Source organism: Rhizorhabdus sp. P4_G5 (assembly GCF_056401065.1).
This window is the reverse complement of record NZ_JBFUKB010000001.1, coordinates 423,393-437,205: the sequence shown is the minus strand read 5'-3', so window position 1 is coordinate 437,205 and position 13,813 is coordinate 423,393. Positions and strand designations below refer to the sequence as shown.

At 64.2% G+C, this 13,813-nt stretch carries 17 protein-coding genes; 9 read left to right on the top strand and 8 right to left on the bottom strand.

Features of this window, described 5'->3' with window-relative positions; genetic code table 11:
• Nucleotides 1-181 precede the first annotated feature (181 nt).
• Nucleotides 182-730: a glutathione peroxidase gene (locus AC1DQK_RS02105; RefSeq protein WP_477866858.1), complete on the bottom strand. Its 549-nt coding sequence runs from the start codon at nt 728-730 to the stop codon at nt 182-184.
• Between the two features lie 107 nt (nt 731-837).
• On the opposite strand from AC1DQK_RS02105, the gene AC1DQK_RS02100 reads away from it, so the two are divergent.
• From AC1DQK_RS02100 to AC1DQK_RS02085, 4 genes are read left to right on the top strand one after another with little or no spacing between them, the layout of a single operon-like run.
• Nucleotides 838-2,046 (top strand): trans-sulfuration enzyme family protein, encoded by a 1,209-nt coding sequence (locus tag AC1DQK_RS02100; protein ID WP_477866856.1) that lies wholly within the window; start codon nt 838-840, stop codon nt 2,044-2,046.
• Between the two features lie 2 nt (nt 2,047-2,048).
• Nucleotides 2,049-2,447 (top strand): Co2+/Mg2+ efflux protein ApaG, encoded by a 399-nt coding sequence (gene apaG / locus AC1DQK_RS02095; protein ID WP_477866854.1) that lies wholly within the window; start codon nt 2,049-2,051, stop codon nt 2,445-2,447.
• Between the two features lie 25 nt (nt 2,448-2,472).
• A complete protein-coding gene (locus AC1DQK_RS02090; RefSeq protein WP_477866852.1) occupies nt 2,473-3,258 on the top strand; it encodes a LysR family transcriptional regulator in 786 nt (261 codons plus the stop codon).
• Between the two features lie 55 nt (nt 3,259-3,313).
• On the top strand, nt 3,314-3,550 hold the full coding sequence (locus AC1DQK_RS02085; RefSeq protein ID WP_477866850.1) for a hypothetical protein: 237 nt from the start codon (nt 3,314-3,316) through the stop codon (nt 3,548-3,550).
• 20 nt (nt 3,551-3,570) lie between these two features.
• Here AC1DQK_RS02085 and AC1DQK_RS02080 read toward each other — a convergent pair whose 3' ends face one another.
• The 5 genes from AC1DQK_RS02080 to AC1DQK_RS02060 form a co-directional block, all read right to left on the bottom strand.
• Nucleotides 3,571-4,083, bottom strand: a complete 513-nt coding sequence (locus AC1DQK_RS02080; protein WP_477866848.1) for a hypothetical protein — start codon at nt 4,081-4,083, stop codon at nt 3,571-3,573.
• A 50-nt stretch (nt 4,084-4,133) separates the two neighbouring features.
• A complete protein-coding gene (locus tag AC1DQK_RS02075) occupies nt 4,134-4,784 on the bottom strand; it encodes a hypothetical protein (protein ID WP_477866846.1) in 651 nt (216 codons plus the stop codon).
• Between the two features lie 114 nt (nt 4,785-4,898).
• A complete protein-coding gene (locus AC1DQK_RS02070; RefSeq protein WP_477866844.1) occupies nt 4,899-6,008 on the bottom strand; it encodes an NAD(P)/FAD-dependent oxidoreductase in 1,110 nt (369 codons plus the stop codon).
• Nucleotides 6,008-7,066: a type III polyketide synthase gene (locus AC1DQK_RS02065; RefSeq protein ID WP_477866842.1), complete on the bottom strand. Its 1,059-nt coding sequence runs from the start codon at nt 7,064-7,066 to the stop codon at nt 6,008-6,010. Before AC1DQK_RS02065 ends, AC1DQK_RS02070 begins: the two co-directional genes overlap by 1 nt.
• Before the next feature lie 87 nt (nt 7,067-7,153).
• Nucleotides 7,154-8,593: a sigma-54-dependent transcriptional regulator gene (locus tag AC1DQK_RS02060; RefSeq protein ID WP_477866840.1), complete on the bottom strand. Its 1,440-nt coding sequence runs from the start codon at nt 8,591-8,593 to the stop codon at nt 7,154-7,156.
• A gap of 156 nt (nt 8,594-8,749) precedes the next feature.
• On the opposite strand from AC1DQK_RS02060, the gene AC1DQK_RS02055 reads away from it, so the two are divergent.
• Genes AC1DQK_RS02055 through AC1DQK_RS02040 form a run of 4 tightly spaced genes read left to right on the top strand, consistent with a single transcriptional unit; the run spans nt 8,750 to nt 11,769 of the window.
• Entirely contained in the window at nt 8,750-8,893 is a 144-nt protein-coding gene (locus tag AC1DQK_RS02055; protein ID WP_477866838.1) for an aa3-type cytochrome c oxidase subunit IV, read from the top strand.
• A 4-nt stretch (nt 8,894-8,897) separates the two neighbouring features.
• On the top strand, nt 8,898-10,019 hold the full coding sequence (locus AC1DQK_RS02050; protein ID WP_477866836.1) for an NAD(P) transhydrogenase subunit alpha: 1,122 nt from the start codon (nt 8,898-8,900) through the stop codon (nt 10,017-10,019).
• A 22-nt stretch (nt 10,020-10,041) separates the two neighbouring features.
• A complete protein-coding gene (locus AC1DQK_RS02045) occupies nt 10,042-10,329 on the top strand; it encodes an NAD(P) transhydrogenase subunit alpha part 2 (protein WP_477866834.1) in 288 nt (95 codons plus the stop codon).
• Between the two features lie 21 nt (nt 10,330-10,350).
• Entirely contained in the window at nt 10,351-11,769 is a 1,419-nt protein-coding gene (locus AC1DQK_RS02040; protein ID WP_477866832.1) for an NAD(P)(+) transhydrogenase (Re/Si-specific) subunit beta, read from the top strand.
• 192 nt (nt 11,770-11,961) lie between these two features.
• Here the strand turns inward: AC1DQK_RS02040 and AC1DQK_RS02035 are convergent, their stop codons facing one another.
• Nucleotides 11,962-12,819 (bottom strand): LysR substrate-binding domain-containing protein, encoded by an 858-nt coding sequence (locus AC1DQK_RS02035; protein ID WP_477866830.1) that lies wholly within the window; start codon nt 12,817-12,819, stop codon nt 11,962-11,964.
• A gap of 66 nt (nt 12,820-12,885) precedes the next feature.
• Between AC1DQK_RS02035 and AC1DQK_RS02030 the strand changes: the two genes are divergently transcribed.
• On the top strand, nt 12,886-13,488 hold the full coding sequence (locus AC1DQK_RS02030; RefSeq protein WP_477866828.1) for a DinB family protein: 603 nt from the start codon (nt 12,886-12,888) through the stop codon (nt 13,486-13,488).
• A 57-nt stretch (nt 13,489-13,545) separates the two neighbouring features.
• Here the strand turns inward: AC1DQK_RS02030 and AC1DQK_RS02025 are convergent, their stop codons facing one another.
• Nucleotides 13,546-13,803, bottom strand: coding sequence for a hypothetical protein (locus tag AC1DQK_RS02025; RefSeq protein WP_477866826.1), 258 nt, complete (start codon nt 13,801-13,803; stop codon nt 13,546-13,548).
• Between the last annotated feature and the right edge of the window lie 10 nt (nt 13,804-13,813).

The window sequence follows — 13,813 nt, the reverse complement described above, 5'->3', positions numbered from 1 at the left end:
AATTGCAAATATGTTACAGAACGGTACGTCCTGATGTCCAGGTACCGATCTGTAACATTCATTGCAAGTGCGAAGGACAGAGGAACGGATGCAAAATAACTATCCGCCCGCAAAGCTATCCGATGGCGGGTGGAGGGCGGTGCGAGTCACGCCGGATTTCGGCCGGCGTGACCGCGCAGCTTCACTTCGCCAGTTCGGCCTCGATGGCGCTGGTGACGATGGCATCGTCGGGCGCGATATCGGGGGAGAAGCGGCCGGCGACGGTGCCGTCCTTGGCGATGAGGAACTTCTCGAAGTTCCACATGACGTCTTCGTCCTTGTCGATCTTGATGCCGTAGCCCTCGAGCTTTTCCTTGAAGCTCATGTCCTTGAAGGTCTTGTCGGGTTTCTCGGCAACCAGCTTGGCATAGAGCGGATGCTGGTCTTCGCCTTTCACCGACAGCTTGGAGAACATGGGGAAATCGACGCCATAGTTCGTCGTGCAGAATTCCTGGATCTCGCTTTCGGTGCCGGGCTCCTGCGCGCCGAAATTATTGGCGGGGAAGCCGATCACCACCAGGCCTTTGTCCTTATACTTCTTATACAGCGCCTCGAGCGCGGTATATTGGGGGGTGAGCCCGCATTTCGACGCGACGTTGACCGCCAGCAGCACCTTGCCGGCATAGTCGCCGAGCTTGGCATCCTGGCCGTTGATCGTCTTGAGCGGGATGTCCTGGATCGCGGTGGCCATGATCGACTCTCCTATATGATGAGGGCTGTTCCTATCGGACGCGGGAAGCACAGGTGCAACCCCGCTCGCGCATTGACGGAACAGGGCTGTGACGGCAAAGCGAGGGCATGAAAAAGCTTACCGGCCAGGATCGTTCGATCACCACCAAATGGCGCCCTGCAACCCAGGCGGTGCGTGGCGGCACCGTGCGGTCGCAGTTCGGGGAGACCAGCGAGGCGATCTTCCTCACCTCGGGCTATGCCTATGATTGCGCGGGCGATGCAGCCGCGCGCTTCTCGGGCGAACAGAAGGGGATGACCTACTCGCGGCTCCAGAATCCGACGGTCGAGATGCTCGAGGAGCGGCTTGCGCTGATGGAAGGGGCGGAGGCGGCGCGCTGCATGGCGACGGGCATGGCGGCGATGACCGCGGCGCTGCTCTGCCAGCTCTCGATGGGCGATCATATCGTCGCGGCGCGCGCGGCCTTCGGGTCGTGCCGCTGGCTGACCGACACACTGCTGCCGCGCTTCGGGATCGAGGCGACCATCGTCGATGGCCGCGACAACGACGCGTGGAAGCGGGCGATCAAGCCGAACACCAAGCTGTTCTTCTTCGAGACGCCGGCCAACCCGACACTCGACATCGTCGATCTCGAGACGGTGTGCGGCATCGCCAGGGAAGCGGGACTGCTGACGGTCGTCGACAACGCCTTCGCCACGCCGCTGCTCCAGCGGCCGATGGATTATGGCGCCGATATCGTCGCCTACTCCGCGACCAAGATGATGGACGGACAGGGGCGCGTTCTGGCCGGAGCGGTATGTGGGACCAACGAGTTCATCAACACCACGCTTCTGTCGTTCACCCGGAACACCGGCCCGACCTTGTCCGCCTTCAACGCGTGGGTGGTGATGAAGGGGCTCGAAACACTCGACCTGCGCATCAATCGCCAGAGCGAGAATGCGCTGAAGGTGGCGGAATTCCTCGACGGGCGGGTTCCGCGCGCGCTGTTTCCCGCACTCCCCAGCCACCCCCAGCACAAGCTGGCGATGAAGCAGATGTCGGCCGGGGGGACGATCATCTCGATTTTCCTCGATGGCGGCCGGACGCAGGCGCATGGCTTGCTCGATGCGCTCGAACTGGTCGACATTTCCAACAATATCGGCGATTCACGCTCCTTGATGACTCACCCGAGCTCGACCACCCACGCCGGGTTGTCGGAGGAGGTGCGCGCTGAAATGGGAGTCGAGGAAGGCATGCTACGCCTGAACGTCGGGCTCGAGGATCCTCTGGACGTGATCGACGATCTCGATCGCGCGCTGAAGGCGGTCGGGCTGTGATCATGAAGGCGCTCTTCCCCCACATGGCGCAGACACGCGGCGTGGTGGTGCGGGTGGCGGTGTCGTTCATGCCCGAACAGTCGGAGCCGGCGCGCGGCCGATGGTTCTGGTCCTATCATATCCGCATCGAGAATGAGGGCACCCAAGCGGTGCAGCTGCTCACGCGCCACTGGATGATCTCCGACGGACGTGGTGGCCGGCACGACGTGCGCGGCGAAGGCGTGGTCGGCGAACAGCCGGTGATCGAACCGGGCAAATCCTATGACTATGTCTCGGGATGCCCGCTCCAGACGCCGACCGGTTCGATGGAAGGCAGCTACCATATGGTGGCCGAGGACGGCTCGACCTTCGAGGCGGCGATCCCGCGCTTTCCGCTGATCGGCCCGGCTGTCGCGATATGAATGCGTCGGTGAAGGCGAAGGCGGCGTGAAACGGACCCATCTGCCCCTCAACGGCCTGCGCGTCCTCGATGCCGCCGCGCGGCACCTGTCGTTCACTCGTGCAGCCGATGAGCTGGCGGTGACGCCGGCGGCGGTCGGCCAGCAGATCCGCGCGCTGGAGGATACGCTGGGTGTCGTGCTGTTCCGCCGCACCGCCAAGGGCCTGGAGCTGACCCCCGAGGGCGAGGCCGGTCTCGACGCCCTGCGCGCCGGCTTCCTGCAGTTCGAGGAGGCAGTCCGTGCGATGCAGGCGGGCCAGTCGTCCAAGACGCTGACGATCGCGGCGCCGCGCGATTTCACGGCCAAGTGGCTGGCACCGCGCCTGGCCGACTTCGGCCGAACCGATCCCGAGTTGCGCTTCGTGCTGCTGTCGTCAGACGAAGGCCTCGATTTTACCCAGGCCAATCTCGATCTAGCCATCTGCTATGCCGATGGGCCGGGCGAGCATGAGGGCGTCAAGCTGGCCGATGGCGCGATAGTCACGATCGGCCTGGCTAACGGCGCGCCGATCGGCTGGCCGGGCGCTCCCGCCGACGATAAGGGGGCGGCGCTGATGGTAGCCGACGCCGGTCTCGCGATCGACGCCGCCGCTGCCGGCTTCGGCACCGCCCATGTGCCGGCGCTCCTGGTCGAGCATGATATCGCCGAGGGGCGGGTGCGGGCCCACGGCGAACCGCGAGCCACTTCGAAAAGCTACTGGCTCGTTGCGCCCACCCCGCAATGGCGGCAGAAAAAGGTCAAGGCGCTGGTCGCCACCCTGACGGCGATATAGTCTCCGCGCTCAACCGGGCTAGCCATTGGAGCCATCGATGGCTATGGGAGTATCCATGCGTAAGCTTCTGATAATCGGCTGCTTCAGCCTCCTGGCGGGTTGCGTCAGCACCGCCAAGACCATCGTCATGGCACCGGTTCACGCCGTCGGCAAAGGTGTCGACTGGGCCACCACCAGCCAGGACGAGGCCGATCGTAACCGCGGCCGCGAAATCCGCAAACAGGAAGAACGCGACCGCAAGGACCGCGAGCGCGCGGAGAAGGAATGGCGGCGGGAACACCGCGGCGACTGATGGGCTTCAGATGTTCGAATTCATCCATTGAAGGCACTGAGAAAATCGGGATCAGAGAACAGGCGAGTCACGAGTGCGGGATAGAGCGCCATGTAGTTTCGCTCGGCGGCAGGGATTGCGACGCCTCCGATAAAGGACGAGTTCCATCGGGCCTCGACCGTGATGACCTTGCGGAAGTTCTGGATCGTCCCGCGAGTCACTGTGAACTCGGCCGCAAGAAGGCCATGGCCAGCATTTTCGCCGATGCCCGACCCGATCTCGCTGCGCACGATTTCGCCTGAGATTATGATGTTCGATGTCACGTCGAGGCGGCCGGCGGTACGGAGTTGCGCTTTCAGCGTCTCGCCGAGATAGCCGGCGAACGAGCCGCCTTCTGGTCGGATTGTTGCCGCTCGGACGCTTAAGCCTCGATCATGTTGTGGCGGTAGATTTGATGCTTGCCGAAAACTGCCCGTCCACATGGGCGGCAGATGTGCGGCGCTGATCGCCTGGACAGCATTTATCGAGGCGGTTTGGACCGGAACAGCGGTCATCGAACAGCCGATCAACGGGATCGCCGCCAGCAGGATGAAAGGTGCCGCTCTCATCGCACACCGGACTCGATGGTCGACGCCGTAGCGGCGGCAAATGCTGTGTCGCCCGCGATGTCGTTGAGACCGTGCGTGACGACTTGGTGTATGATCATCCGCACGGCTTCATCGATCTTCTTGACCGGAGTTGCATTGGGTGGCGAAGCTTTGGCGCCTATCTTCATATAGAGCCGGTGATGCACGGTGCGGGTTATCGGTGCTTGCCCATCGGCGCTTACATAGCTGAGCAGAACGTCATAGTCGTCAGCGACCACGGTGCCCGCAAGCCCCAGAGTAAGACCGGTTAGGAAGCCCTTAGAGGCGGCGTTTTTCTGCGTAATGTTGTTCATGACGATCGACAGCCGCGCTCCATCGAGTACCGCACCTTCGCTTACTTCGCTCGCAAACCCGCTCGCTTTTACTTCCTCCGTTACGATGGGCTTTGCATATTTGGTTGCCTTAGGATTGGAGGCCCCATCGGTTTGGAACTCGAACAGTAGTTGCGTGGGCTTGGGCGTAGCAATCTTGTGAATGTCAGTGGACGGGACCTCGCCAAGGCTGTTGTCGACATAGACGGCAGCCGACGCCGGCTGAGCGGCACATAACATTGCTCCGCACCCCCAGGGCAGGAGAAGCGCGAGTCCGCGCAATATGATTTTGAACATGATTCCCCCGATTTGATCCGCGACGAGCGCTAGCAAAAAAGAAGACAACTAGGATTCGGGGTCAAGTAAGATGGGACAATTCATCCGATTTGGATGTTTTTCGATGTGTAAACACTATTCGATTTCGATCCGCGTCAGCGCCGCTGCCTGCCGGACAAGGCTTGGGGCATGGCCAAGTAGGCCGATCAGCGGCCCTGCAAGCCACGGAGTCTCACCCATTTTCTTCAGCAGACTGGCGACCCGAACCGGCCGCCGGGCATTGTCCGCAAAGGCGAGTTGGAAGGCGCTTGCCGCAGCCGGGCCGCCGCTCAGGTAGAATTGCGCGGCGCTTGCGGCACTTGCCAGCGCGATCGCTATACCGTCGCCGGCGAGGCTCGCGATGACCGCGGACTGGTCGCCCAGCCGAAAGATGCCGGGATCGCTGTGCCGGGCGCGCCAGCCATAGGGAACGCGCGCCACGCTGGACCATGCGCCGACGCTTGCGGCTGCGCCGAAACGCTCGGCCAGCAGCGGCGCTTCGTTGGACAGGGCCTCGATCAAGCGGGCGGGCTGGCCGTCCGCGGCCTTGAGGCGGGACTGCGCCACCGACAGGCAAAGATTGATGGCGCCATCGTCCTGTATCAGCAGGCCCGCATAACCGTCCCGGAACAGGTGGAGTTCTATGCGATGCGCAAGTGCTGCGGCGAGCGCGGGCGAGGGTTCGAGCCGCACCCGCAGCCCCAGGGCCGGATCGAGTGCGGCGGGCACCGGCCGGGCCAGGCCGCGCAGTTCATGCTTGCCGGTGGCGAGGAACAGCGCGCCGGTCTCTATCATGCTCTCGTCGGCCAGATGGATGCGGCGCGTCACCGCATCGACCGTGCGGATCGCCACGCCGCGCTCGACGGCGGCGCCCTCTTCGGCGGCCCGCGAGATCAGGGCGGCGTCCAGGGTGCGGCGCGACAGGCCGGCTGCCGGGAAGGGAAGATCGGCCTCCGCAACCCGCTTGCCCGCGATCAGCCGCACCCTCCCGATCGGCCTGGCGCCGAGTGCGGCGGGATCGATGCCGACCCGCGCCAGCAGCGCGATCGCATCCGCTCCTAAGAAGCCACCGCACACGACATCCTGTGCTTCGCGGCTCCGCTCGATCAGCAGCGGCCGGGTGCCGCCGCGGGCGAGCAGGATTGCCGCGGCGGATCCGGCCGGACCGCCGCCGGCGATCACGACGGAGCGGCCGGGAGGGCCCATTACACGCTCGCGATCGCGAAGCCTTCGGCGGCAAGCCCTGGCCCGAACGCCACCGCGATGCCATCGACAGCCGCAGAGTCGGCCATCAGCCCACCCAGCACGAACATCAGCGTCGCCGAAGACATGTTGCCATAGCGGCTGAGCGTCCGCCGCGATTCTGCCAGTGCCGCACTGCCCAGGCCAAAGCCATGCTCGACCGCGTCGAGGATAGATCGTCCGCCGGCGTGGACGGCCCAGCTGGGAATGTCGCGCGCGGCGCGGTTGCCGAGGATGGCGCGTTTCATTTCTGGGGATTCGAGCGCCTGCGCGATCCGGCCCGGCACTTCGCCCGACAGGTGCATGACGAAGCCCTCGTCGCCGATCGTCCAGCGGATCAGCTCATCGCTGTCCGGCAGGGTCGCCGCGAAGAAGCGATCGATGGCTATGCCGCTGGGCTCGGCGCTTAACAGAGCCGCGGCGGCGCCATCGGCGAACTGGAGCTGGGCCAGCAGCGATCCGATCTCGGACGTGTCCTGCATGTGGAGCGAGCAGAGCTCGACCGTCACGACGAGGATGCGGGCGTCGCTGTCGGAGCGCGCGATATGGTGGGCGACCCGCAGTGCAGCGACCGCCGCATAGCAGCCCATGAAGCCGACGAGCGTGCGCTCCACCGACCCGTCGAGCCCCAGTTTGCGTGCGATGATCTGGTCGATGCCAGGGGCCACGAAACCGGTGCAGCTCGCCACGACGAGGTGCGTGATTCCGTCGATCGCGGTGCGCCGCCCGAGGTCGGCCACGGCTTTCAGCGCGAGGGCGGGCGCCTCCTGAGCATAGGTCGCCATCCGCTCGGAGGTCGGCGGCATGCCGTCGCCGTAGAAGCCGTCGGCGTCGATGGGCGTCCCGCCGGGGCGCTGGCGGGGCAGCACGGTGAAACGGCGCTCTATGCCCGATCGGCCCGCCATCCTCAGGAACAATGCGCGTTCGCGTCCCTGGAGTCGTTCGCTCGCCCAGCCGATGAAGATATCATGTATGTCGAAGTCCGGAGCGGCGGTACCGATCGCGTGGATATGGGCAGTCATCGGGAGGCAACGCGCGACATCGGCGTTATGTCCCATGCGGAACGACCCGGCGCAAGCCATGTGGCGAGCGGCGCGGACGTCCGCCGCTTAGCCGGTCTGCTCGATCCCCAGCTCGCCGAGCTTGCGATACAGGGTGGAGCGGCCGATCTGCAGGCGACGCGCGACTTCCGTCATGCGGCCGCGATAATGGCCGATGGCAAGGCGGATCAGGTCGGCCTCGATCGCCTCCATCGGGCGAACATGGCCGTCGGGGCCGAATAGCGCGAGGCTGCGGATTGCATGGGCACTGGCCGTCGGGGGCGGCGAGGGCGTGTCGTCATTGGCCGGCGCCTGGGCATGGGCGTGCGCGACATGCGAGAAATCCGCGGCAGACAGCCGGCCGTTGCGGCAGAATATCGCGGCGCGGAACAGCACATTGTGAAGCTGGCGAACATTGCCGGGCCAGTCATAGCCCTCGAGCAGCGCCACCGCGCTGTCGTCCGCCATGAGCTGCGTCAAGCCGAGTTGGCGTGCGATCCGGCCGAGCAGATGTTCGGTGAGGGGCCTGATATCTCCGGTGCGCTCGCGCAAGGGCGGCAGCGTGACCGGTACCACCGCCAGCCTGTAGAAAAGGTCTTCGCGGAAACGGCCCCGCGCGACATCGTCGGACAGGCGCCGGTTGGTCGCGGCGATCACCCGCACCGAGACCTGTCGAGTCGAAGTTGCGCCGATCGGCCGGATCTCGCCAGACTGGAGCACACGGAGCAGCTTGGCTTGCGCCTCGGCCGGCAGGTCGCCGATCTCGTCGAGGAAGATGGTGCCGCCGTCGGCATTGGCGAACATGCCGAGCCGCCGCTCGAAGGCTCCGGTGAAGGCCCCGCGCTCATGGCCGAACAGCTCGGACTCGACGAGATTGGCGGGGATGGCACCGCAATTGACGGTGATCAGCGGTGCCGCGCCGCGCGGCGAGGCGCGGTGGATCGCCTGTGCCAGCACTTCCTTGCCGACGCCGCTTTCGCCTTCGATCAGGATCGACGCTGGCGTGGCCGCGGCCCGCATCGCGGTGTCGACCGCCTTGCGGAAGGTCGGTGTAGAACCAATGATTTCCACGGAATCAGGTGCTTCCGCCCATTTTTCGGCAAGCGGTCGCAGCTCGCCGACGGGGCCGGGCGTGGCGACGGCATTGTCCAGTGCCGCGAGCAAGCGCATCCCGGCGATCGGCTTGATGATCACGTCTCGCGCGCCGGCGCGCATCGCCGCAACCGCGAGATCGACCGAATCCTGTGCCGTGACGACGACGATCGGCAGATTGGCAAAGCGGCTCTTCAGTTGAGCTATGGAGAGGACGGCCTGCTCGTCCGCCGCCCAGAGATCGATCAGCGCGGCATCCAGGCGCAAGTCGCTGCGGCGCACGAGATCGATGGCCGCGCCGACATCGGGCGCGCGGAGCACCCGCCACCCGGCACGCTGTGCGATGGTGGTCATCAAACCCGCCTGGGCAGGTTCGCTATCGATCAGCAAAAGCCCTGGCGGGCAGTCGCGAGCCATGCATTCTTCCCTTCTGCACTCTTGTTAGCGTTGAAAAGCTAAGGAAAAGCAAAGCGCGGGCGATTGCGGTGCGGCGGCGCCTATTAGGCCTTGAGACAGTCTATGCCTCTGTTTAGAAGGGCGCCGAAATCGACAACCAGTTCCCGGGGAAGAAACATGTCTGACGATCATGGCGCGCCGATGGATTACAAGGCTCACAATCAGACCTATGGCGGCTTTCTGACCCTGTTGAAGGTCGGCACGATCGCCAGCGCGATCACCGGCCTTTTGGTGATTTTCCTTATCGCCCCCAAGGGTTGATCCGTTGAAGATCGCAGTGCTGAAGGAGGTGTCGGCCGACGAGAGCCGTGTCTCCGCCACGCCGGAAACCGTAAAGAAATTCATTGCGCTGGGTGCCGAGATGGCGGTCGAGCGAGGTGCCGGCGAGGCAGCCTCGATCTCGGACGCCGACTATGAGGCGGCCGGTGCGAAGCTGGGCGACCGGGCGGCAACGCTGCAGGATGCGGACATTTTGTTCGGCGTGCAGGGCCCCGATCCGGAATCGGTGGGCGGAGCGAAGCCCGGCGCGTGGATCGTGGCCGGCCTCAATCCCTTCGCAGAACGCGCCCGCATCGATGCTTATGCCGCCAAGGGTTTCGAGGCGCTGGCGATGGAGTTCATGCCGCGTATCACCCGTGCGCAGTCGATGGATATCTTGTCGTCGCAGTCCAACCTCGCCGGCTACAAGGCGGTTGTGCTGGCCGCCTCGGAATATGGCCGCGCCTTCCCGATGATGATGACGGCGGCGGGCACGGTCTCGGCTGCGCGCGCCTTCATCATGGGCGTCGGCGTCGCCGGGCTCCAGGCGATCGCCACCGCCCGCCGTCTCGGCGCGCAGGTGTCGGCGACCGACGTCCGCTCGGCCACTAGGGAACAGATCCAGTCGCTGGGCGCCAAGCCGATCTTCGTCGAAGCCGTGAAGGGTATCGAGGGCGAAGGTTCGGGCGGTTATGCGACGGAGATGTCGGAGGAATATCAGAAGGCGCAGGCCGAACTGGTGTCCAGCCACATCGCCAAGCAGGATATCGTGATCACCACCGCGCTGATCCCGGGGCGCCCGGCGCCGCGGCTGATCACCGACGCGCAGGTCGCGACGATGCGGGCAGGCTCGGTCATCGTCGATCTCGCCGCCGAGAGCGGCGGCAATGTCGAGGGCTGCGTGGCCGGCCAGACGGTGGTACGGCACGGCGTCAAGATCATCGGCGCGAAGAACATGGCGGGGACGCTCGCGGCTGACGCCTCGGCGCTCTATTCGCGCAACCTGTTCAACTTCCTCAGCGCCTTCTGGGACAAGGAGGCCGGCAGGCCGGTTCTCGACGAGGAGATCGGCAACGCCGTCAGGCTGACGCAGGGCGGCAAGGTCGTCAACGAACGCCTGCTCGGCTGATCAACAGGAATAGGGGCACATCATGGACTTCATCTCGATCCTGTCGATCTTCGTCATGGCCTGCTTCGTGGGCTATTATGTCGTCTGGTCGGTGACGCCGGCGCTGCATACGCCGCTGATGGCGGTGACGAACGCGATTTCGTCGGTCATCATCGTCGGTGCGCTGATCGCCAGCGCGGCGGCGGGCAGTGCGACCGCCAAATATCTGGGCTTGCTCGCGGTGGTTTTCGCCAGCGTCAACATCTTCGGCGGCTTCGCGGTCACCGAGCGGATGCTCGCCATGTACAAGAAAAAAGAGCGCAAGGGCTAAGGCGCGGGCAGGGGTATAGACATGCATGAACTCGCCGAAACGCCCGCCTGGGCTTCGCTCGCCTACCTGATCTCGGGCGTCCTCTTCATCCTGGCGCTGCGCGGCCTGTCGAGCCCGACAAGTTCGCGCCGGGGCAACCGCTTCGGCATGATCGGCATGCTGATCGCGGTCGCGACGACGCTGGTGCTGCACGGCACCGGCCTGGTCGAGATCGGCATCGCCATCGCCATCGGCGGCGGCATCGGCTTCGTGACCGCACGGCGGATCGCGATGACCGACATGCCGCAGCTCGTCGCCGCCTTCCACTCGCTGGTCGGCATGGCCGCGGTGCTGGTCGCGGTGGCGGCGTTCCTCAACCCCGACGCGTTCGGCATCCTCGACGCGGCGACCGGCCACATCCATGATGTCAGCCGGATCGAGATGGGCCTCGGCGTCGCGATCGGCGCGATCACCTTCTCGGGATCGGTGATCGCCTTTCTCAAGCTCAACGGCAACATGTCCGGCGCGCCGATCATGCTGCCGGGCCGGCATGTCATCAATCTCGGCACATTGGCCGCGATCCTCGGCTTGATCGCCTATTTCGTCACCGACGACGCCCATTGGGTGTTCTTCACGGTCACCGCGCTGAGCTTCGTGATCGGCTTCCTGCTGATCATCCCGATCGGCGGCGCCGACATGCCGGTGGTCGTCTCGATGCTCAACAGCTATTCGGGCTGGGCCGCGGCGGCGATGGGTTTCACGCTCCACAACACCGCGATGATCATCACCGGCGCGCTGGTCGGCTCGTCGGGCGCGATCCTCAGCTACATCATGTGCAAGGCGATGAACCGCAGCTTCATCAGCGTGATCGCCGGTGGCTTCGGTGGCGGCGATACGGCGGCGGCCGGCGGTGCGGCGAAGACCGATCGGCCGTGGAAGCGCGGCTCCGCCGAGGATGCGGCCTTCCTGCTCAGCCAGGCCGAGCAGGTGATCATCGTGCCCGGCTACGGCATGGCGGTCAGCCAGGCGCAGCACACGCTGCGCGAGATGGGCGACCTGCTCAAGGCCGAGGGCGTGCGCGTCAAATATGCGATCCATCCGGTCGCGGGCCGCATGCCCGGCCATATGAACGTGCTGCTTGCCGAGGCGAACGTGCCCTATGACGATGTGTTCGAGCTCGAGGACATCAACTCGGAATTCGCGCAGACCGACGTCGCCTTCGTGATCGGCGCCAACGACGTCACCAACCCGGCGGCCAAGACCGACAAGAGCTCGCCGATCTACGGCATGCCGATCCTCGACGTCGAGAAGGCCAAGACCGTGCTGTTCCTGAAGCGCTCGATGGGCGGCGTCGGCTATGCCGGCGTCGACAACGACGTCTTCTACATGGACAACACCATGATGCTGCTCGGCGACGCCAAGAAGATGGTCGAGGAAATCGTCAAGGCGATGGCGCATTAAGGGGCCCCCCGGAGGGCAGGGGCTCTCTTTTATCGGCGAGAGGCAACCGGAACGGAAAGCAGTCGCGGGAGTTTCGGCCCTCCTTTGGTTATGGTTGCTGCTCGGCTGAAGGTCCGCAATTGGCGTTGGCACATGTCGTGCTATCCAAATTGTTGCATCATGGCCGCAAGGGGATGGAGAGCGGATCGTTTCCTATTGGGCGGACGCACCGAGTAAGCTGCCATTGCCCCTCCGCGCTTGGCCGAGAAGCCAAGCTTCCAATCGCTTTATCATCTCGGATCCCGGCTTTGGCACGTCCTTTGTAACGAAGTAATAGCCCTCTGGAAGATGGACGGTCGTGCCGAGTGCGCGGAGGCGACCACTCGCTATATGGGGAGCTGCATATGCCGCATCCATTATGGCTATGCCTGCGCCAGCTAGAGCCGCATCCATAGCTTGGGCACGAGTCTCAACGACCATGCTCCGGCCGAGCGGATCTCCGTGTTTGCCCGAGGCCCGCCACCATCGGTTCCAATCGCGGAAGCGCGACCGCGCCCGGATGATGGTGCTGGTAACGGCCAATTCCGCAACGTCGGGGTGTGCGACCGGTAGAAGCGTCTCGCGGAATAGAAGCGTCGCTGACAAGCCTTCCCAACCGGCAAGACCGTGACGGATGGCGCAGTCGAAGTCCTCCGCCGCCAGATCAACCGTTCGTGTCGTGGTGGAGATCGCTAACTCGATACTGGAATTCTGCCGTTGCCAATCGGGAAGGCGCGGGATCAACCAATGCGATGCGAAGGTCGCAACCGTGCTGATCCGCAATTGCCCATTCCGCCGCCGAAGAGGTGCTACCGCAGCCTCTATCCGATCCAGCGCGTCGCCCATCACCGCGAGAAGGGATTGCGCGTCGTCCGTCAGTTTGGCGCATCGGCCCACTTGGCGGACGAGCGTTACGCCGAGTTGCCGTTCCAACTCGGCAACTCTGTGCGACAACGCGGAGCGGGTCACCCCCAGCATTTCGGCCGCCTTGGACAGGCTCGGCGCCCGTTTTAGCGCCGCAAGCGCCTGCAAGCCCCTAATGGACGGAAGCTCCATACCACCACACTCGCGACGTGATCCGTGAATATATCTCACGCAATGTCTCGCGGAAAGCCGCTATGCTCAACTGCGGAGGCCAATGTGACGAAAGTAATTTTTGAACAGTTCGCGGCTTATAACCGCTGGGCCAATGCCCGGCTTTACGCTGCCGCTTTCGCCCTGCCCGACGTAGATTATCGGCGTCCGACCGGCGTTTTCTTCAAGAGCCTTCACGGCACGTTCAACCATCTCCTCGTTGCTGACCGGATTTGGCTTCGTCGGCTCACGGGTGAAGGCGAAGTCCCGGATCGGCTTGATGCCATTATCCACGATGATCGGCATGAACTGGCGCGCGCTCGTACAAGAGAGGACGAGCGCCTTATTTCTGTGATCGAAGGCTATAGTGAGGGGGCGTTGGACAGCGCGCACGCCTATCAAACCACCAGTGGTCAGCCACAGGAACAGCGGATCGCTGATATCCTCCAACACGTCTTCAATCACCAGACGCATCATCGGGGTCAGGCACATGCGTGTTTTTCCATTCTAACCGGACTGGAACCGCCCTCCCTTGATCTCCTCGCCTTCCAGCGGGGCGCTCCGGCGCCTTCGATATCGGGCGATAGTCCGTTTTCAGGATCGCCGCAGAGTGCCTCGAACGGTTAAGACGGGGCGATTCCTGCCGTTTCATCCTATCCGTTGGCGAACAGCCATGCTCGGTGGCTAGGCGAATAGTTCCTTGTCGCAATCCAGCACGAACGCCAAAATGTCTTCTCTCAGGTTATGAGCCATATGCCGAGCGGCGGTGCGGATGTCCTCATCCCGGTTGTGGCCATTGGCCTCGATGGACATCGCGAGGATTGTTATCAGCGCCTCGCATATGGCTGGTGAAGAGGTGTACGTCGTACCTAGCTCCAGTCGCCCGGCGTCTAGAACTTCGCCAACGATCGTTGCGAGGCGATCATGCTCATTGTCCCCCATCCCGCTGCTG